This window comes from Rhodococcus sp. P3_B8 (assembly GCF_056402775.1).
Genome location: NZ_JBFUGT010000121.1, coordinates 1 through 18,872, shown reverse-complemented (window position 1 = coordinate 18,872; position 18,872 = coordinate 1). Strand labels below are relative to the sequence as shown.

Genomic DNA, 18,872 nt, shown 5'->3' with positions numbered 1-18,872 from the left:
GGTCCGTGGAGTGGTAGAGGCCCCGCCGGATCGACCGGCCGGCGTTGTTGACGAGCATGTCGACGTGATCGTGTTCGGCAAGAACGGCTTTGGCGGTGTGCTCGACCGACTCCTCGTCGGTGATGTCGCAGGGGTACCCGTAGGCGTCGCCGCCCGCCGCACGGATCTCGGCCACCACGGCGTCGAGTTCCTCGGTGCGCCGGGCGAGGAGAATGACCTTCGCGCCCTTGCGGGCCGTCGCGATCGCGGAACTCCGGCCGATTCCGGACGACGCCCCGGTGATCACCACGTGCCTGCCCACGAGCGGTCCGGCCGGGTGGGGCCTGCGCGCTCGATCCGGGTCGAGGTTCTCACGCCAGTACGACCACAGCCTGTCGGCGTACGACGCGAACCGGGGGACGTCGATGCCTGTGCCGCGCAGCGCCTCCCGGGTGTCGTCGTTCACGAACACCGTGGGTAGTGTCATGTTCTCGACGAGCACGGGCGGGATGCCGAGAGCGCCGAGCACCACCTTGCGGCCCGTGTCGAGGGCCGAGTGGGGGGTGGGAGTGAGGAAGGGGCGGACGAGTCCGCCGGGGAGTCCGGCCGCGGGATGCGGTGCACCGGCGGCCCTGGCGAGCGCGGCGTAGATCTCGCGGACCGGCTGGGGGCGCGGATTGACGAGATGGAACGTCTGGCCGTCCCGTCCCGGTGCCGACATCAACTCCACGATGGCCGCGGCCACGTAGTCGACGGGGACGACGTTGGTCGAGCCGATCCGGGGGACGGCCACGGGCAGGGCCGCGGGGAGTTTCGCGAGCGCCGCGATGGCGGGGAAGAGGTAGTACGGGCCGTCGATCTTGTCCATCTCGCCGGTGACCGAACTGCCGACCACCGCGGAGGGGCGGTAGATTCGCCACCGCAGGCCGTCGGCTTCCCGGACCAGCTTCTCCGCCTCGAACTTGGTGCGGTGATACGGGGTGGGGAACCCCTGCCCGAGATCGAAATCGGTTTCCCTGAACGGACCTTCGTGGTCCCCCGCGACGGCGATGGACGAGACGTGGTGCAGCGTCGCATCCAGTTCCCGGGCCAGCGCGATCACCGAGCGGGTGCCGTCGACGTTCGTGGTGGCCTGTTCGTCGCCCGCCGTGAGGTCGTAGATCGCGCCGAGATGCAGGACGTGGTCGGCCGCCGGCGCCGAGGTGAGTCCGAGGCCGGGCTCCGTCAGGTCGCCGATCAGCGGATGCACGCGTTCGCCGCCCGGCATGCCGTCGACGAGCGCCTCCCAGCGCGCGACGGACGCGCGCCGGACGAGGACGTGGATCTCGGGTGATGCATCGCGGTCGAGGATCAGGGGCAGCACGTGCCGACCCAGGAAGCCGGTTCCGCCGGTGACGAGGTAGGTGGACATGACCCGAACTTACTCCAAAGTAAGATAATGCACTAGTGGCCCAGACCCACCTTGGCGTGCACCTTCTTCATCCAGGCCGGAGCCCACCAGTTGGCCTCGCCCATCAGCTTCACGAGGGACGGAACGAGGAGCATGCGGACCACCGTCGCGTCGACGATGAGTGCGACGATCATCCCCACACCGAGGAACCGCATGATCGACAGACCGGAGATGGTGAACGCTCCGGTCACCACCACGAGCAGCAGCGCCGCGGCCGTCACGATGCGGCCCGTGCGCTCGGTGCCGAAGCGCACCGCCTCCTCCGTGGTCGCGCCTGCCTCGTGCGCCTCGACCATGCGTGACATCAGGAACACCTCGTAGTCGGTCGACAGGCCGAAGACCACGGCGAGGATGAGGACCACGAACGTCGCCTCGAGCGGTGCCGGACTGACCCCGAGCAGACTCGCGCCGTGGCCCAGCTCGAAGATCCACGTGAGCACACCGAACGTGGCGGCGAGGCTCAGCCCCGCCATCGCGACCGCCTTGATCGGCAGCACCACCGAGCCGAACGCCAGGAACAGCAGCACGAGCGTCGAACCCACCATGATCGCGATCATCACCGGCATCCAGTGCACGATCGCCGCGTTCCCGTCGTCGACGGTCGCCTGACCGCCGCCGACGAGGAGTTCGGTTCCCTCGGGTGGCGTGATGGCACGGAGTCCGTCCACTGAGGCGCTCTGGTCGTCGGTGGTGACGCCCTCGGAGTAGACGGCCTGGACCGCGACCAGCTCGTTGCCGGACGCGACGACGGTGGCCGCCCCGATGCCCTCCACCCGGCCGGCGGCCTGGGCGACCGCGGCGCCGTCGGCGGCGGTCGGGGCCGTGCCGTCGGTGCCCCGGAGAATGAGGGTGGCGCCGTTTCCGGTGGTGGGAAATTCGGTGGTGAGAGTGTCGGTGGCGATCCGGGCGGAGTCGTTCTCCGGGAGCGCCGTGTACGTGACCTCGCCGAGTGATGCGCTGAGCAGGGGCGAGGCGAGGACCATCAACCCCGCGACGATGCCGATCGCGATGGCGACCGGCCGCCGCATCACCCAGGTGACGACGGAGCCCCAGAACTTGCGGGCGCGAACCTCCCCGCGCTGCGCCGCATCCTTGCGCCAGGTCAGTGCGTTGATGCGATGACCCAGGATCGCGAGCAGCGCCGGGACCGCGGTGAGCGACAGCAGCGCCGCGCTCGCGACCGCGGCCATCGCACCGAACCCGAGCGACTTGATCACGTCCTGCGGAAACACGAGCATGCCCGAGAACGCGCACACGAGAAGCAGACCGGAGAACAGCACGGTGCGGCCCGCGGTCAGGACGGTGCGCCGGGTCGCCTCCGCGACGTCGGCGCCGGACTCCAGTTCCTCGCGGAAACGTCCGACGATGAACAGGCCGTAGTCGATCGCGAGCCCCAGGCCGAGCAGGGACGCCACGTTGATCGCGAACGAACTGACGTCGGTGAACAGGGTCAGCAGGCGCAGGGTGGCCAGGGCGCTGAAGATCGAGAGCAGCCCGACGAACACCGGAACGGCCGCGGCCACCAGACCGCCGAAGATGAAGACCAGCAACACGAGAGTGATCGGGAGCGCGATCGCCTCGGCCAGCACCAGGTCCTGTTGCAGCCGGTTGTTGAACGCCACACCCACCACCGAATTGCCCGCGAACTCGGTGTCGATGCCCTCCACCTCGAGCTTCGGCAACAGGTCGTCGAACGTGGCGGCGGTGATCCCGGCGTCGGGGTCGACGGTGATCGCGGCCGACGCCTTGGTGCCGTCCTCCGACACCATCAGCTGCTTTCTCGCCGCGTCCGCGGTCCAGTACGACGTCACCGAGTACGTCGGCACCTCGGCGGCGAACCGGTCGAGACTCGCGGTGACCTCGGGGCCGATGTCGTCCAGGGTCTTCCCCTCGGGTGCCGTGTAGATGGCGATGATGTCCGGCGTCTGCGGACCCAGGTTGTCCTGGACGATCCGGGCCACTTCGGCGGATTCGCTACCGGGATCGGTGAACCCGCCCGAGCTGAGTTTCGCGAAGACACCGGTGCCCCACGCGCCGCTCACCAGAACGGCGACGACGGCGAGGCTCAGGACCCACCATTTGCGTGAAACAACGGTCGAGGCCCAACGTGTCATGCGTCATCTCCGGCGTGTCTGGGGCGGGCAGCTGCGACTGCCGACTGTAGTGCGGATCGGGGTGTCACCGGCGGGGGTGTGACGCGGCTCCCGGCAAATCGTGCATACTCGGCATCGCACTTGCAGCCACACGCACGGGGGAAGCCGGTCCGAATCCGGCGCTGACCCGCAACGGTAGGCCACCAGATCATTTCGGTGGCGAGCCCGATTACCCGGCGTGGGGTGTGCGACATCCTTTTCGTCGTGGTCTACGAAGCGGAGTCCTGCAGGCGCCGCACCGGGCGTCTGCTGACTTCTCATTCGTGGCTCTGAGCCGCAATGAGGTTTACATGCACGGTCAGTTGTTCAGAAGTGCCGGTCTGGTCACGCTCGCGGTGGCCGCGCTGGTGGTCGCCGGGTGTTCGCGCGGGGAGTCCGTGGGGCAGACCGCTTCCGCAGAATCCTTCGCCGAGCCGGTGTCTGTCACCAACTGCGATCGAACGGAGACGTTCGACGCCCCGCCCCAGCGCATCGTCAGCATGAACGATCACGTCACCGAGGTGCTGATCGAGATGGGGGCCGGCGACCGCATCGTCGGCACAGGGTACGGCGACGCGACCCCGCTGCCCGAGTTCGCGGACGCCTTCGCGAAGATCCCGAAACTCGCGAAGGAATACCCGACCCGGGAGCAGATCCTCGACCTCGACCCCGACCTGGTGGTCGGCGGAATGCGGAGCGCGTTCGACGAGAAGGAGGGGCGGTCGCGCGAATCCCTCGGCGACCAGGGCATTCCCACCTTCCTGTTCTCCGAGTACTGCGGGCAGGGCTTCCCGGACATCGGTCTGCTGCGCAGCGACTACCAGCAGCTCGGCGAGATCCTCGGAGACCCCGACCAGGCGCGGGCGATCACCGACCGGGTGACGTCCGGGTTGCAGGCCGTGCGCGACGAGATCGCGGGCGCCGCCCCGGTTCCGACGTTCTTCTACGATTCCGGCGAGGACGTCCCGCTGACGATCGGCGGTGTGGGAGTCGGCCAGCTCATCGCAGACCACGCGGGTGCGGCCAACCTCTTCGCCGAAGGGGAGAAGCCGTATTCGAAGTCCACCTGGGAGATCATCGGTGAACGCGCCCCGGAGGCGATCGTCGTCCTCGACTACGGCACGACGAGTGCGCAGGCGAAGATCGACTTCCTGAAGTCGCACCCGATCATGTCGACGACACCCGCCGTGAAGGCCGGCCGCTTCGTGGTGGTGCCGCTCGACGACTTCTTCGAGAGCCCGCGCCTGGTGCGGTCGGTGGAGACGATCGCGCGGGCACTTCATCCGGACGACGTCGGCGCGCGATGACCGTCACCGTCGAACGTGCGGCACCACCGGCGCAGGCACCACACCCGGCCCGCGCACGCCTCGGTTTCGCGGGCCTGACGGTGCTGCTCGCGCTGACAACCCTGTTCGTCGTCGGCCTCGCGGTGTCGTTCGGTTCCGTGCGCATCCCGGTCGGCGACGTGTGGGCGATCGTCGCGCACCGCGTGGCCCCCGGCGCATTCGAGTCCTGGTGGTCACAGGCGCGGGAGTCGATCGTCCTCGACTCCCGGCTGCCGCGGGCGCTGACCGCGGCGACCGTCGGTGCGGCGCTGGCCCTCGCAGGCGCCGTGGCGCAGGCGGTGACCCGCAATCCGCTGGCCGATCCCTATCTGCTCGGCGTGTCCTCGGGTGCCGGTTTCGGCGTGGTGGTGGTGACGGTGCTCGGGCTCGGGGTGGGAGCGCTCGGCGCGTTCACCGTTCCCGTCGCGGCATTCCTGGGCGCGATGGTGCCGCTGTTCCTGTCGCTGGCGATCGGCGGACGGTATCCGCAGCCGACGGCCGTCATCCTCGTGGGCGTCGCGTCGGCGCAGGTGTTCTCGGCTCTCATCACGTTCTCGATCCTGGTCGTCGCGGACGAGCATCAACTGAGTTCGGTGATGCACTGGCTGGCAGGCGGGTTCGGCGACTCGCGCTGGTCGACGGCGATCTTCCCGGCCGTGGCACTCGCGACGGTCGGGGCCGCGATGATGCTGAGCGCGAGCCGGATCGACCTGCTGCAGGCGGGAGACGACGGCGCCGCCGCCCTCGGCATGAACGTGCGACGCTTCCGCGTCGTGCAGTTGCTCGGTGTGTCGATGCTGGCCGGGGCCGCCGTGTCCGTCGCAGGCGGCATCGGCTTCATCGGTCTGCTGGTGCCGCACCTGGCCGGGTACGTCGTGGGCGCCCGGGCGGCCAGGCTGCTGCCCGTCGCCGCATTCCTCGGCGCGATCGCGATGGTCGCGGCGGACACGGCCGCGYGGTCGGTCGCGCACAGCATCGAGGTCCCGGTGGGCGTCGTCACCGCGCTCGTGGGAGCACCGATCTTCGTGTGGATGCTCTACCGGCAGTATCGGAGGGCCGAACAGTGACCGCGCTGAGCCTGCAACGTGTCCGCGCCGAACTCGGGTCGCGGGAAGTGCTGCACGGCATCGACTTCTCCGTGCGTCCCGGTGAGGTGCTGGCGTTGGTCGGGCCCAACGGTTCCGGCAAGACCACCGCGCTGCGCTGCTGCTACCGGGCGCTCACCCCGACCGGGGGCGCCGTCGCCGTCGACGGAACGGACACCGCCGATCTGGGCAGGCGGGAACTGGCCCGCACGATCGGGGCGAGCACCCAGGAGCCGCGGGTGTCCGCGGGACTGACCGTGCGCGAATCCGTTTCGCTCGGACGTATCCCGCACCGGGGCTGGTTCGAACGGGCGACCGGCGCCGACAGTGAGATCGTCGAGACGTGCATACGTCAGGTCGGGCTGGCCGAACTCGCGAATCGCGACGTCCAGGCGCTGTCGGGCGGGGAGCGTCAACGGGTGTCGATCGCCCGGGCGCTCGCGCAGCAGCCGAGGGTCCTGCTGCTCGACGAACCCACCAACCACCTCGACCTGCGGCATCAGCTGACGGTGATGAACCTGCTGCGTGACCTCGCGTGCGACGGTCTGGCGATCGTCGTGACCATGCACGACCTCCGGCTGGCCGTCGAGTTCTGCGACACGCTGGCCGTGATGCACGATGGACGGGTGATCAGCACCGGTCCGCCCGCCGACGTGCTGGACGACGCCGTGCTCGGCATGGTGTTCGGCATCCGCGCCGTCGTGCGGTCGACGCCGCGGCTGTCGATGGAGATCCTGGGGTTGGCCGATGGATGAGCAACTGCGGCGTGCGTACGAGCTGACCGCCCGCCGCGTCCCGATGATCGCCGACCAGATCGGGCAACCCGGCGCCTCCTCGTTCCCGGCCGTGCGCCTGACCGATCCCGGCTGGCTCGCAGACCGCGTCGCGGACACGGCGAGGCGGTGGGGCAGCGACGATCCCCGGGTCAACGGCACCCTGTGGTGGTACTCGGCCAGCTCGACCCTGACCGGGATTCCGATCGCGACCGCGCTCGTCACGGGGGTCGCCGCCCGGCCGCGGCTCGTCGACGCCGTGGCATTCCTGCGGGACGACGGGTATCTCGGCGGCCTGACCGCGTCGTCGGCACTGCCGGTCACCGAGGGGCTGTCCGAGCTGGCGTCCGAGATGGCCGCGGCGCTGACGCCGATCATCGACGCTCTCACCGCGGCGTCCGGGGTGCGGCAGGCGGCGATGTGGGCGATCACGACGGATTCGATCGCCAACCGGGCACTCGACGCGGGAACGGCGTGCGGCGATCGCGCACGCGGCAGCATCTTCGCCCGGGGGCTGGTGGACGCACTCCGCCGCGTCGGTGTGGTGATGCCGGACCCGCGGTTCGTCGACGTCCGGGCCGGGGCACTGTCACGCCGGTTCACGCAGCGGGCGTCGTGTTGCCTGATCTACGAGACCCCCGGGTCGGGCAAGTGTGTGAGCTGCCCGAGGAGGCCGGCCGAGGACCGTCTGAAAGGTCTGGCCGCGCTCGTGACGTGAGTCCGGGTGCCTGCGTTGACCGGTCCGCGGGTGTGATGGCAGACTGAAGGCGTTCGAACTCCCGTTCGAATGATGCGTCTTCCCCAGCGGCATCTTCCATGGTTTCGGCACGGCACGTGCGCGACATGAAGAGGTGTGCCAGATGGGTTGGGGAAACGGTCCGCCGACGTGGTCCGAGATGGAGCGCGTCCTGTCGGGCAGGCCGGGGAGGGTCAGCCCGGAGTCGCTGTACCCGGGCGACGGCGGCGACAGCCCCGCGTGGTCGCGCAAGCGGGGGGAGTACCGGGCGGGCCCGCAGGAGCGCACCGGCTCCACCGTTCCGTACGCCGAACTCCACGCGCATTCGGCGTTCAGTTTCCTCGACGGCGCCTCCCCGCCGGAAGAGTTGGTGGAGGAGGCCGTCCGGCTCGGTCTCGAGGCCATCGCACTCACCGACCACGACGGGTTCTACGGTGTGGTCCGGTTCGCGGAGGCGGCGAAGGAACTGAACATGCGCACCGTGTTCGGATCCGAACTGACGTTGGACGACGCGCATCTGCTGGTACTGGCGCGAGGTCAGGAGGGATACCGGCGGCTCTCCCGGGAAATCGCGGCGGCGCATCTCGCGGGCGGGGAGAAGGGCAAGCTGCGCTACGACCTCGACCGTCTCACCGACGCGGCCGGGGGGCACTGGCAGATCCTGACCGGGTGCCGGAAGGGGCATGTGCGTCAGGCGCTGGCCGACGGTGGCCCGGACGCCGCGGCCACCCGGCTGCGGGAGCTGATCGACCGGTTCGGGGCCGACCGGGTCACGGTGGAACTCACCCATCACGGCATCGCGGAGGACGGTGAGCGCAACGCCGACCTCGCCGAACTCGCACAGCAGCACGGCCTTCGGGTGATCGCGTCCACGGCGGCGCACTTCGCGGGACCGCCGCGCCGGAGACTGGCCATGGCGATGGCCGCCGTCCGGGCCCGGCAGAGCCTCGACGACGCGGCCGGGCACCTGGCGCCCGCCGGGGGAGCGCACCTGCGGTCCGGTGAGGAGATGGCGCACCTCTTCGCCGCGTACCCGGAAGCCGTCCGCGGTGCCGCGGACCTCGGCCTGGAGTGTGCGTTCGACCTGCGGCTCATCGCGCCGCAACTGCCACCGTTCGACGTGCCCGACGGGCACACCGAGGCGAGCTGGCTGCGTCAGCTCACGATGGACGGAGCCCGCCGACGTTACGGTGCGCCTGCGGCCCGGCCGGAGGCCTACCGGCAGATCGAGCACGAACTGGACATCATCACCGGGCTGAACTTCCCGGGCTACTTCCTGGTGGTCCACGACATCGTGTCGTTCTGCAAGAACAACGACATTCTCTGCCAGGGAAGGGGTTCGGCGGCCAACTCCGCCGTCTGTTACGCCATCGGCATCACCAACGTGGATCCCGTCCGCAACAAGCTGTTGTTCGAACGTTTCCTCTCGCCCGAACGCGACGGCCCCCCGGACATCGACGTCGACATCGAATCCGATCGGCGGGAGGAGGCCATCCAGCACGTCTACGCCAAGTACGGACGCCAGTACGCGGCGCAGGTGGCGAACGTCATCACGTACCGCGGCAAGTCCTCGGTGCGGGACATGGCCCGGGCGCTGGGTTTCTCGCAGGGGCAGCAGGACGCGTGGAGCAAACAGGTCAGTCGCTGGGGCGGCATCGGGAAGGAGGTCGGCACCGACATTCCGCCCGCCGTCCTCGAACTGGCCGCTCAGATCGAGGGGTTTCCGCGGCACCTCGGCATCCACTCGGGCGGCATGGTGATCTGCGACCGGCCGATCGCCGACGTGTGCCCGGTGGAGTGGGCGCGCATGGAGAACCGCAGCGTTCTGCAGTGGGACAAGGACGATTGCGCGGCGGTGGGTCTGGTGAAGTTCGACATGCTGGGTCTCGGCATGCTCTCCGCGCTGCACTACATGATCGACCTCGTGGCCGAGCACAAGGGGATCGAGGTGGATCTGGCGCAGCTGGACCTCTCGGAGGAAGCCGTCTACGAGATGTTGCAGCGGGCGGACTCGGTGGGGGTCTTCCAGGTGGAGTCACGGGCCCAGATGGCCACCCTGCCGAGGCTGAAACCACGGAACTTCTACGACCTGGTGGTGGAGGTGGCGCTCATCCGTCCCGGTCCGATCCAGGGCGGATCGGTGCACCCGTATATCCGCCGCCGCAACAAGCTCGAACCGGTGACCTACGACCACCCGTCCCTGGAGAAGGCACTGAAGCGGACGCTGGGTGTGCCGCTGTTCCAGGAGCAGTTGATGCAGATGGCGGTCGACGTGGCGGGTTTCAGCCCGGCCGAGGCCGACCAGCTCCGCCGGGCCATGGGTTCCAAGCGGTCGCCCGAGAAGATGGAACGGTTGAGGGGGCGGCTCTACCAGGGCATGCGGGAGATGTACGGGATCGGTGACGACGTGGCCGACCGGATCTACGAGAAGCTGTACGCCTTCGCGAATTTCGGTTTCCCCGAAAGCCATTCGCAGAGTTTCGCCGCCCTGGTGTTCTATTCGTCGTGGTTCAAGCTCCATCACCCGGCGGCGTTCTGCGCCGGTCTGCTGCGGGCGCAGCCGATGGGCTTCTACTCGCCGCAGTCGCTGGTGGCCGACGCCCGCAGGCACGGGGTGCCGGTGCACGGCGCGGACATCAATGCGAGTCTCGCGCACGCCACCGTCGAGGCGGGCGGAACGGAGGTGCGTCTCGGGCTCGGGGAGGTGCGGCACATCGGGACCGCGCTGGCCGAGCGGATCGTCGAATCCCGCGGCGACGGAGGTCCGTACACGTCGTTCCTCGACCTCACCGGCCGGGTGGAACTGAGCACGGCGCAAGCCGAATCGCTGGCTACCGCAGGTGCTCTCGACAGTTTCGGGTTGTCCCGCCGGGAGGCGTTGTGGGCGGCGGGCGCCGCGGCGGGGGAGCGCCGCGACCGGCTGCCGGGGATCGGGGCATCCACCCGCGCGCCGACCCTGCCGGGGATGAGCGATCTCGAACTGGCCGCGGCGGACGTGTGGGCCACCGGGGTGTCACCGGACACGTACCCCACCCAGTTCCTGCGCCCGCAACTCGACGCGCTGGGGGTGATCCCGGCGGCGCACCTGCTCGATGTCCCCGACGGCGACCGGGTTCTGGTGGGTGGGGCGGTGACCCACCGGCAGCGCCCGGCGACGGCCGCGGGGGTCACGTTCATCAACCTCGAGGACGAGACCGGGATGGTCAACGTGGTGTGTTCGGTGGGGTTGTGGGCGAAGTACCGCAAGCTCGCCAACACGGCGCCCGCATTGCTGGTCCGCGGCAAGGTGCAGAACGCGGAGGGGGCGGTGACGGTGGTGGCGGATCGGCTGCAGCTGATGGATTTGCGGGTGTCCGCCAAATCCAGGGACTTCAGGTGAGCTGGCACCGCTAGCATTCGGACATGAGGAGATACGTCTTGTCGGCGATTGTCGTGGCTTCGCTGGCGCTCGCGGGGTGTGGTGGTTCCGGCAGCGATTCCTCCCAACCGTCGCCCGCCCCGACACCCGGGGACTCGAGCCAGATGGAAATCGGTGGCGCAGTACAGCAACCCGCGAAGGACCAGGCGCCCACCGACCGCCAGGAGATCATCACCGGTCAGGTCGCGCTCACGGCGGACGACCCGGTGGCGGTCGGCAGGCAGATCGTGGACAAGGTCGACGATCTGGGCGGACGCGTCGACCAGCTCACCGAACAGCCGGGCTCCGACGACCAGGACGCGAGTAGTTCCCTGACCATCCGGGTGCCCGCCGACTCGCTCACCCGGACGTTGGACGATCTGCGGGAACTGGGCAAGGTCACCAGCGTCAGCGTCACGAAGAGCGACGTGACGATGCAGTCGCAGGATCTCGACGCCCGGATCGGCGCGTTGACGGCGTCCGTCACCCGGCTGCAGGGGCTCATCACGTCGGCGGCGAACACCGCGGATCTGATCGAGGCCGAGAGGGCGTTGTCGGAGCGTCAGGGTGAACTGGACAGCCTCACCGCCCAGAAGCGGTCGCTGAGCGACCAGGTGGCACTGGCGACACTCATGATCGACGTCACCACCACGGATGCCGAGCAGCCCAGTCCCGGTCCGGACAACTTCTGGGAAGGGCTCGTCGCGGGCTGGCACGCCCTGCTGTCTGCGATCAAGGGCGGTGCCGTGGTCGTGGGGGCGCTGATTCCCTGGTTCGGTTTCGTGGCCGTCATCGCACTGGTCGTGTACGGCGCGTACCGTCTGCGCCGGATGTACAACAGGCCGGCCGGCCCACCGCCGGGCCCGGCGCCGGAACGAGAAGAGGCGAAGACGCAATGATCGAAGTCGACCTGAATGCCCTGGACGGCGCGTTGGCGTCCGGTGCCCCCGTCATCGATGTGCGCGAGGCCGACGAGTACGCCCAGGCACGGGTGCCGGGTGTGACGCTGATTCCGCTCAGTGAGTTCGTCGCGCGCGTGGACGAGATCCCGGAAGCCGAGGTCGTCTACGTGATCTGCGGGGTGGGCGGCCGGAGCCTGCAGGCGGCGGAGTACCTGAACGCGCGGGGGATCAACGCCGTGTCGGTCGCGGGCGGGACGTCCGCGTGGATGCAGTCCGGACGCCCCGTCGAGTCGGGCGCGTGACACCCCGGGGCACCATTCCGGTCAGCGGACCGCGCTGAGGGCGTGGGCCGCGGGGTCCTCGCGGACCACGCGCCCACCCCGTTGCCCGGCGGCGTGCCTCAGTGTGCGGACCGCAACGGTGCTCCAGATCAGGACCAGCGCGCACCACAGGGTCACGCCGACGCCGACGATCACCACCGAGTCCAGTGCGACGCCGAGCGAGTTCGCACCCAGCGCGCAGGTGCCGACGGGGAACGTGAAACTCCACCAGCCGGGCGTGAACCCCAGCCCGCGGCGAAAGGCCTTGGCGGTCACCGTCACCAGCGTCACGAGGGCGAGGACGCCGAGTGCGCCAATGGTGGTCCCGTAGACCACGCCCACCGCGTGGAGCCAGGCGTGGCCGGATGCCCCGCCGAGCAGATTGATCGCCGCCACCGACTGGCCGATCACGCCGAGCGGAATCCACAGGGTGGGCACGAGCGGGGTGTCGGGGAGCCCGTTGCTCAGCAGATGGCGTCCGACGACGACGGCGACGGTCAATGCGGCGCTCAGCGCCAGCGCGAACAGCGTGTAGCAGAGCGCGAGCATCGCGATCTGGGCCGCGCCTTCCGGGAGGCGCTGGACCAGCGCGGCACCGGTGGCGGCCGACACCATCGGCGGCACGACGGGCATGAGCCAGGACGGCACCGGAGTCACCTGGTGAGGCCGGGCCAGTCGGCGCGCCATCACCACGTAGGTGACGAGCCCGATGACGGTCCCGATCGTCCACAGGGTGGCCGACGCGGCGACAGCGACACCACCGAGAAGTGCGCGGCCCGCGGATCCGGTTCCGGCGCCGACCGTCAGCACCGCCATCGACACGGCGCCGTAGAACGGGAACATCGTGTGGCTGCGCGCCTCCGCGAGTGCGTCGTCGCGGCGACGGATCCAGTGCCGCACCAGTGCGGTCGTCAGCACCACGAGCAGCGTCGCGGCGATCAGCCAGAAGATCTCGGCGGCCGTCCGGGCCACCGGACCGCCTGCCGGAAATGCCGCGGCGACGACTGCGACGATGCCGGTGCCCATCACTGCTGCGAACCAATTCGGGGTCATACCTAGAGCTTGCCGACGCATCGTCGTGGCCGGTAGAAGGCTTGTCGTTGAATACCCACAAATTGCGTTTGTGGGACTAGCCTTGGGTTGTGCCGCTGTCTCCCCGAGTACCCGAACTCAGTGCCCTCGACGTCCTGCTGTCCGTCGAGCGGCTCGGCAGCATGGGGGCGGCGGGGCGTGAACACGGGCTCAGCCAGCAGGCGGTCAGCGCCCGGGTGCGGTCGGCCGAGCGTCAGTTCGGCATCAAGGTGTTCAGCCGCGGTGCCAGCGGGGTGCGGCCCACGTCGGAAGGCGCGCTCATCCTCGAATGGGCGAGTCACATCCTCGCCACGGCCGAGGAACTGGCGTCGGGGGTCGCGGCGCTGCGCGGCGAACGGCAGGCCGGGCTGACGGTGGCGGCCAGCATGACGATCGCCGAGTACCTGGTTCCCGGGTGGACCGTCGCGATGCGGCGCAAGTACCCGAACGTGGTCACCAACGTGCGGCTGCTCAACTCGTCCGAGGTGACCGCCCGGGTGCTGTCCGGTGACGCGGATCTCGGGTTCGTCGAGGGCCCGGACATTCCGGCTGGACTGCAGGTACGGGAGATCGGCCGCGACCACCTGGTGGTCGTGGTGCCGCCGGAGCACGAATGGGTCCGCCGGTCACCGATTCCCGTGTCCGAACTCGCCGCGACGCCGATGATCCAGCGTGAGTCCGGTTCCGGGACGCGCACCACCCTGGAGAACGCGGTGCCGCAGTGCGTTCCGCCGCTGCTGGAGCTGACGTCGTGCACGGCGGTGAAGGCAGCGGTCGTGGCGGGTAACGCTCCGGCGGTGCTGTCCTCGCTGGCGGTGGCCGCCGACCTGACGGATGGCCGCCTCGCCTCCGTTCAGGTGGAGGGGTTGACGCTTCCGCGGCGGCTCTCCGCCGTCTGGGACCCGGTGCGCGGCGTTCAGGGTGCGGCGCGCGACTTCCTCGACATCGCGCTCGGTGCCGGCGCGGCCGCGGGTGTCGGGGCCGCAGCCGTCGGAGCTACAGCGCAGCCCCGCTGAATCCGTGCTGGCGCCACGCCTCGTACGTGACGAGGGCGGCGGCGTTCGACAGGTTCAGCGACCGGCGGCCGGGCAGCATGGGGATCCGCAGCCGCTCCGTCACGTGGGGATCGGCCAGCACCTCCTCCGACAGTCCGGTGGGTTCGGGACCGAACAGCAGAACGTCGCCGGGCTGGTAGGCGATGTCGGCGTACGACACGGTGGCGTGCGCGGTGAAGGCGTACACCCGCGCAGGCTCCAGCGCAGCCCAGGCCGCCTCCAGGTTCTCGTGCACGGTCACCGACGCCAGGTCGTGGTAGTCGAGTCCGGCACGTTTGAGTTTCGGCTCGGACAGGTCGAATCCGAGTGGACCCACGAGGTGCAGTTCGCACCCGGTGCCTGCCACCATGCGGATGGCGTTGCCGGTGTTGGGTGGGATTCGGGGTTCGTGGAACATCACTCGGAACACCCGCACAGCTTAGGGGCACACCGCGAGGCGGCATGATGGACGCATGGATCCGGTAGAAGAGGTGGTGGGTGAGGACTACGGCGACGCACGACTCCCCGCGCAGAACTGGCAGCGGCGGCACTACACGAAATGCAACTTCCGCGACGCCGACCTGAGTGAACTCCGCACCGAGTCGGTGATCTTCACCGACTGCGATTTCACGGGCGCCGACCTCGCCGAGTCGCATCATGTGCGGACGGCGTTCCGCTCGTGCTCGTTCACCAGAACAACGCTGTGGCACAGCGAGTTCCGCAACTGCAGCTTCCTCGGGTCGGAGTTCGACAACTGCCGGCTGCGCCCGATGGTCTTCGACGAATGCGATTTCACGCTCGCGTCGCTCGGCGGTGCCGACCTGCGCGGACTCGATTTCACGGACTGCCGGTTCCGGGAAGCCAACCTCGTCCGCACGGACCTCCGGCGCGCCGTGCTCCGGTCGGCGGATCTGTTCGGCGCCCGCACCGGCGGCGCGAAATTCGACGGCGCGGACCTGCGCGGGGCCCACGTCGACGCGAACCTGTGGACGGCGGTCTCGCTGGACAAGGCGCAGATCGAACTCACCCAGGCCATCGCGTACGCGACCGCCAACGGGCTCGTGGTGGAACCGACCTGACGCGTGTATGGCGAACCTGAGAGAATGGGGCACGTGACTGCAACGATCCTCGATGGCAAGGCGACCCGCGACGAGATTTTCGAAGACCTGAAGGTGCGGGTGAGCGCCCTGAAGGACAAGGGCATCACGCCCGGTCTCGGCACCGTTCTGGTGGGGGACGACCCGGGGTCGGCCGCCTACGTGCGCGGGAAGCACAACGACTGCGCGAAGGTCGGGATCACCTCGATCCGCCGCGACCTGCCCGGCGACATCACGCAGGAGAAGCTCGACGCCACCATCGACGAGCTCAACGCCAACCCGGACTGCACCGGCTACATCGTGCAGCTCCCGCTGCCGAAGCAGCTCGACGAGAACGCCGCCCTCGAGCGCATCGACCCCGACAAGGACGCCGACGGCCTGCACCCGGTCAACCTGGGCCGGCTGGTGCTGGGCAAGGAAGCGCCGCTGCCGTGCACGCCGCGCGGAATCCTGCACCTGCTGCGCCGGTACGAGGTGCCGATCGAGGGGGCACACGTCGTCGTCGTCGGTCGCGGTGTCACCGTGGGCCGCCCGATCGGTCTGCTGTTCACCCGGCGCAGCGAGAACGCCACCGTCACCCTCTGCCACACCCGTACGCGAGACCTCGGAGCGGAGGTCCGCCGCGCCGACATCGTGATCGCGGCGGCGGGCGTTCCCGGTCTGGTCACGGCCGACATGGTCAAGCCCGGTGCCGCGGTGCTCGACGTGGGTGTGAGCCGCACCGCGGACGGACTGCGCGGCGACGTGGCGGCGGATGTCGCCGAGGTCGCCGGCTTCCTGTCCCCGAACCCCGGTGGCGTCGGGCCGCTCACCCGTGCCTTCCTGCTGACCAACGTCGTGGAGCGGGCCGAGCGTGTCGCAGCGTCTCTCGGCTGAGATGGCCGACTGGGGGCAGTTCGCGAAGAAGAATCTGCCGATGCTCGCAGTCTTGGTCGTCATCGTCGTGGCCGTCGTGTTCGTGCTCGCGGATCGGTGGCGACGAGGCGCGTTCGTGTTCGGCGTCGCCACGCTGCTCGCGGCGGTATTCCGGTTGATGATGCCGTCGGAGCGCGTCGGACTGCTCGCGGTGCGCAGCAAGCCTTTCGACGTGGGTGCGCTGGTGGCCGTCGGGGGCGCAATCGTGTGGCTGGCCGTGTCGATCGACCCGCTCGGAACCGACTAGCGGTCCGAGCGGGTGTCGTCCCGCACGGGGGTCAGCGCCCCGCGCGGGCCAGTTGCATCGTCTCGGAGAGCAGTTTCGCGACGGCGGCGGCCTCGGTGAGGAACCCGTCGTGGCCGTCCCGTGAGTTGAGGACCCGCAGACCGTCGCAGGTGGGGATGTCGTTGGCCAGATCCTCCTGCAGGCGGATCGGGTACAGGCGGTCGGAGTCGACGCCGCCCACGATGACGGGTGCGGTGATCGTCCCCAGCGCCGCGGCGATGCCACCGCGACCGCGGCCCACGTCGTGCCGGTTCATGGCCTCGGACAGCAGCACGTATGTGCTCGGGTCGAACCTGCCGACCAGCTTGTCGGCCTGGTGCTGGAGGTAGCTCTCGACGGCGTACCGGCCGCCGCGCCACGGGTCCTCGCCGTCCTGCGGCGAGTTCGCGAACCGGGAGTCGAGTTCGGCCTCGCTGCGGTAGGTCAGGTGCGCGATCCGGCGGGCGATGCGCAGTCCGGCCCGGGGGATCCGGCCGGTGTCGTGATAGTCGCCGCCCTGCCAGTCGGGGTCGCTGGTGATGGCCGCGATCTGGGTGGTCTGTGTGCCGATCTGGTCGGCGGTCGCGCGGGCGCCGACCGCGAGAACGAGCGCGGACGCCACCTGGTCCGGGTAGGTGACGGCCCACTCGAGCGCGCGCATTCCKCCCATCGAACCGCCGACGACGGACGCCAGCTTGTCGATGCCCAGCAGGTCGGTGAACTTCTTCTCGGCCGCGATCTGGTCGCGGATGGAGATCTCCGGGAAACGGCTGCCCCACGGGCGCCCGTCCTCGGCGATCGAACCGGGACCGGTGGTGCCGCGGCAGCCACCGAGGACATTGGTCGCGATGACGCACCATTCGTCGGTGTCGATCGGCGCACCCGGACCGACCATCCCGGTCCACCAGCCGGGGGAGGGGTGTTCGTCGGTGACGGGTCCGGTGACGTGCGAGTCGCCGGTGAGGGCGTGCTCGACGAGCACCACGTTGTCCCGGTTCGGGGACAACTCACCCCATCGCTGCACGGCGAGGGACACCGACGGGATCACTGTTCCGCTCTCGAGCTCGAGCGATCCGATGTCGATGGTGCCGAGACGTCCGTCCGCCACGGGCAGGTTCTGTACAGCGCTCACGGTCAAGATGCCGCCGCCGTGAGTCCGGTCTCGATATCGGCGATGATGTCGTCGATCCCTTCGATGCCTACAGCCAGGCGGACCAGTCCGGGGGTGACGCCGCTGGCGGCCTGCTCCTCGGGGGTCAGCTGGGAGTGTGTGGTGGACGCCGGGTGGATCACCAGCGAGCGGACGTCGCCGATGTTCGCGACGTGACTGTGCAGGGTGAGCGCGTTGACGAACTTCTTGCCCGCGTCGATGCCGCCGGCGAGTTCGAACGTCACGATCGCGCCCGCACCCCGCGGCGCGATCTGCTTCGCCCGGTCGTGCCAGGGCGACGACGGAAGCCCGGCGTATCCGACGGACACGACCTCCGGCCGCGCCTCCAGGTACTGGGCGACGGCGGTCGCGTTGGACACGTGCCGTTCCATGCGAAGGCTCAGCGTCTCGAGACCCTGGGCGATGAGGAACGCGTTGAACGGGGAGATCGCCGAGCCGAGGTCGCGGAGCAGCTGCACGCGCGCCTTGAGGGCGAAGGCAGGCGGTCCGAGTTCGGAGTAGACGACGCCGTGGTAGCTCGGGTCCGGGGTGGTGAAGTTGCCGTGGCGGCCCTGGGTCCAGTCGAACGTGCCGCCGTCGACGATGACACCGGCGATCGCCGTGCCGTGGCCACCGAGGTACTTGGTGGCGGAGTGCACCACGATGTCCGCACCGTGCTCGAGGGGGCGGATCAGGTAGGGGGTGGCCACCGTGTTGTCGACGATCAGCGGGAGCCCGTGCTGATGGGCGATCCCGGAGATGCCCGGCAGGTCGAGGACGTCGTTGCGGGGGTTGGAGATGGTCTCGCCGTAGAACGCCTTCGTGTTGTCCCGGATCGCGTCCTTCCACTGCTCGAGGTCGTCGGGGTCCTCGACGAACGAGACCTCGATGCCGAGCTTGGGCAGCGTGTAGTGGAAGAGGTTGTAGGTGCCGCCGTACAGCCGCGGGCTGGAGACGATGTGGTCGCCCGCCTCCGCGAGGTTCAGGATCGCGATCGTCTCGGCGGCCTGCCCGGAGGACAGCAGCAGTGCGGCGACGCCGCCTTCGAGGGCGGCGATGCGCTGCTCGACCGCGTCCTGGGTGGGGTTCATGATGCGGGTGTAGATGTTGCCCGGCTCGGCCAGACCGAACAGCGCGGCAGCGTGATCGGTGCTGTCGAACGTGTACGAGGTGGTCTGGTAGATCGGCAGCGCCCGCGCCTTGGTGGTCGCGTCGGACGTCTGCCCGGCGTGGATCTGCTT

Annotated in this window: 17 protein-coding genes and 1 riboswitch; of the genes, 11 read left to right on the top strand and 6 right to left on the bottom strand. The window is 69.5% G+C overall.

The genetic code is table 11. The features are described from left to right. A partial coding sequence (locus AC1D1G_RS27355; RefSeq protein WP_477954458.1) for an SDR family oxidoreductase occupies window positions 1-1,390 on the bottom strand: 1,390 nt, incomplete at its 3' end. A gap of 32 nt (window positions 1,391-1,422) precedes the next feature. Next, window positions 1,423-3,543: an MMPL family transporter gene (locus AC1D1G_RS27350; protein ID WP_477954457.1), complete on the bottom strand. Its 2,121-nt coding sequence runs from the start codon at window positions 3,541-3,543 to the stop codon at window positions 1,423-1,425. A 102-nt stretch (window positions 3,544-3,645) separates the two neighbouring features. Then, window positions 3,646-3,777, top strand: a riboswitch (cobalamin riboswitch). 95 nt (window positions 3,778-3,872) lie between these two features. Here AC1D1G_RS27350 and AC1D1G_RS27345 point away from each other — a divergent pair. The 7 genes from AC1D1G_RS27345 to AC1D1G_RS27315 all read left to right on the top strand — a co-directional run bounded on the left by AC1D1G_RS27345 (window position 3,873) and on the right by AC1D1G_RS27315 (window position 12,081). Further along, a complete protein-coding gene (locus AC1D1G_RS27345) occupies window positions 3,873-4,868 on the top strand; it encodes an ABC transporter substrate-binding protein (protein ID WP_477954456.1) in 996 nt (331 codons plus the stop codon). Then, window positions 4,865-5,953, top strand: coding sequence for a FecCD family ABC transporter permease (locus AC1D1G_RS27340; protein ID WP_477954455.1), 1,089 nt, complete (start codon window positions 4,865-4,867; stop codon window positions 5,951-5,953). Before AC1D1G_RS27345 ends, AC1D1G_RS27340 begins: the two co-directional genes overlap by 4 nt. Next, complete coding sequence (locus tag AC1D1G_RS27335; RefSeq protein ID WP_477954453.1) at window positions 5,950-6,726, top strand: ABC transporter ATP-binding protein; 777 nt, start codon at window positions 5,950-5,952, stop codon at window positions 6,724-6,726. Before AC1D1G_RS27340 ends, AC1D1G_RS27335 begins: the two co-directional genes overlap by 4 nt. Then, on the top strand, window positions 6,719-7,462 hold the full coding sequence (locus AC1D1G_RS27330; RefSeq protein WP_280782687.1) for a (2Fe-2S)-binding protein: 744 nt from the start codon (window positions 6,719-6,721) through the stop codon (window positions 7,460-7,462). Before AC1D1G_RS27335 ends, AC1D1G_RS27330 begins: the two co-directional genes overlap by 8 nt. A 142-nt stretch (window positions 7,463-7,604) precedes the next feature. After that, a complete protein-coding gene (locus tag AC1D1G_RS27325) occupies window positions 7,605-10,859 on the top strand; it encodes an error-prone DNA polymerase (RefSeq protein ID WP_477954452.1) in 3,255 nt (1,084 codons plus the stop codon). 23 nt (window positions 10,860-10,882) lie between these two features. Beyond that, window positions 10,883-11,776 (top strand): DUF4349 domain-containing protein, encoded by an 894-nt coding sequence (locus AC1D1G_RS27320; protein ID WP_280782689.1) that lies wholly within the window; start codon window positions 10,883-10,885, stop codon window positions 11,774-11,776. Beyond that, window positions 11,773-12,081, top strand: a complete 309-nt coding sequence (locus AC1D1G_RS27315) for a rhodanese-like domain-containing protein (protein WP_005257071.1) — start codon at window positions 11,773-11,775, stop codon at window positions 12,079-12,081. Before AC1D1G_RS27320 ends, AC1D1G_RS27315 begins: the two co-directional genes overlap by 4 nt. A 21-nt stretch (window positions 12,082-12,102) precedes the next feature. Here AC1D1G_RS27315 and AC1D1G_RS27310 read toward each other — a convergent pair whose 3' ends face one another. Further along, complete coding sequence (locus AC1D1G_RS27310; protein ID WP_477954450.1) at window positions 12,103-13,152, bottom strand: TDT family transporter; 1,050 nt, start codon at window positions 13,150-13,152, stop codon at window positions 12,103-12,105. A gap of 89 nt (window positions 13,153-13,241) precedes the next feature. On the opposite strand from AC1D1G_RS27310, the gene AC1D1G_RS27305 reads away from it, so the two are divergent. After that, window positions 13,242-14,186 carry a LysR family transcriptional regulator gene (locus tag AC1D1G_RS27305; protein ID WP_477954449.1) on the top strand — a complete coding sequence of 315 codons (945 nt, stop codon included), beginning with the start codon at window positions 13,242-13,244 and terminating at the stop codon, window positions 14,184-14,186. On the opposite strand, the gene AC1D1G_RS27300 is transcribed toward AC1D1G_RS27305, so the two are convergent. Further along, the gene (locus AC1D1G_RS27300; protein WP_025432262.1) at window positions 14,167-14,634 is read right to left on the bottom strand and encodes a tRNA (cytidine(34)-2'-O)-methyltransferase; all 468 of its coding nucleotides are present in this window, start codon (window positions 14,632-14,634) and stop codon (window positions 14,167-14,169) included. The two genes, AC1D1G_RS27305 and AC1D1G_RS27300, sit on opposite strands and share 20 nt — an antisense overlap. A 43-nt stretch (window positions 14,635-14,677) precedes the next feature. On the opposite strand from AC1D1G_RS27300, the gene AC1D1G_RS27295 reads away from it, so the two are divergent. The 3 genes from AC1D1G_RS27295 to AC1D1G_RS27285 are packed head-to-tail and all read left to right on the top strand — an operon-like array spanning window position 14,678 to window position 16,463. Continuing rightward, window positions 14,678-15,283, top strand: coding sequence for a pentapeptide repeat-containing protein (locus AC1D1G_RS27295; protein WP_477954447.1), 606 nt, complete (start codon window positions 14,678-14,680; stop codon window positions 15,281-15,283). A 33-nt stretch (window positions 15,284-15,316) separates the two neighbouring features. Further along, a complete protein-coding gene (locus AC1D1G_RS27290) occupies window positions 15,317-16,177 on the top strand; it encodes a bifunctional methylenetetrahydrofolate dehydrogenase/methenyltetrahydrofolate cyclohydrolase (RefSeq protein WP_198602216.1) in 861 nt (286 codons plus the stop codon). Window position 16,178: 1 nt separating this feature from the next. Then, window positions 16,179-16,463 (top strand): DUF3017 domain-containing protein, encoded by a 285-nt coding sequence (locus AC1D1G_RS27285; protein WP_005239865.1) that lies wholly within the window; start codon window positions 16,179-16,181, stop codon window positions 16,461-16,463. Window positions 16,464-16,494: 31 nt separating this feature from the next. On the opposite strand, the gene metX is transcribed toward AC1D1G_RS27285, so the two are convergent. After that, entirely contained in the window at window positions 16,495-17,619 is a 1,125-nt protein-coding gene (metX, locus tag AC1D1G_RS27280) for a homoserine O-acetyltransferase MetX (RefSeq protein ID WP_280782693.1), read from the bottom strand. Then, window positions 17,616-18,872 (bottom strand): bifunctional o-acetylhomoserine/o-acetylserine sulfhydrylase (locus AC1D1G_RS27275; RefSeq protein ID WP_477954445.1); only part of this gene is annotated, 1,257 nt, incomplete at its 5' end. The genes AC1D1G_RS27275 and metX, both read right to left, overlap by 4 nt.

What these genes read in the sequence shown, in the direction of transcription:
- AC1D1G_RS27350 (WP_477954457.1), bottom strand. Translation starts at nt 3,543, where the DNA reads ATGACACGTTGGGCCTCGACCGTTGTTTCACGCAAATGGTGGGTCCTG.
- AC1D1G_RS27345 (WP_477954456.1), top strand. Translation starts at nt 3,873, where the DNA reads ATGCACGGTCAGTTGTTCAGAAGTGCCGGTCTGGTCACGCTCGCGGTG.
- AC1D1G_RS27330 (WP_280782687.1), top strand. Translation starts at nt 6,719, where the DNA reads ATGGATGAGCAACTGCGGCGTGCGTACGAGCTGACCGCCCGCCGCGTC.
- AC1D1G_RS27325 (WP_477954452.1), top strand. Translation starts at nt 7,605, where the DNA reads ATGGGTTGGGGAAACGGTCCGCCGACGTGGTCCGAGATGGAGCGCGTC.
- AC1D1G_RS27320 (WP_280782689.1), top strand. Translation starts at nt 10,883, where the DNA reads ATGAGGAGATACGTCTTGTCGGCGATTGTCGTGGCTTCGCTGGCGCTC.
- AC1D1G_RS27315 (WP_005257071.1), top strand. Translation starts at nt 11,773, where the DNA reads ATGATCGAAGTCGACCTGAATGCCCTGGACGGCGCGTTGGCGTCCGGT.
- AC1D1G_RS27310 (WP_477954450.1), bottom strand. Translation starts at nt 13,152, where the DNA reads ATGACCCCGAATTGGTTCGCAGCAGTGATGGGCACCGGCATCGTCGCA.
- AC1D1G_RS27295 (WP_477954447.1), top strand. Translation starts at nt 14,678, where the DNA reads ATGGATCCGGTAGAAGAGGTGGTGGGTGAGGACTACGGCGACGCACGA.
- AC1D1G_RS27285 (WP_005239865.1), top strand. Translation starts at nt 16,179, where the DNA reads ATGGCCGACTGGGGGCAGTTCGCGAAGAAGAATCTGCCGATGCTCGCA.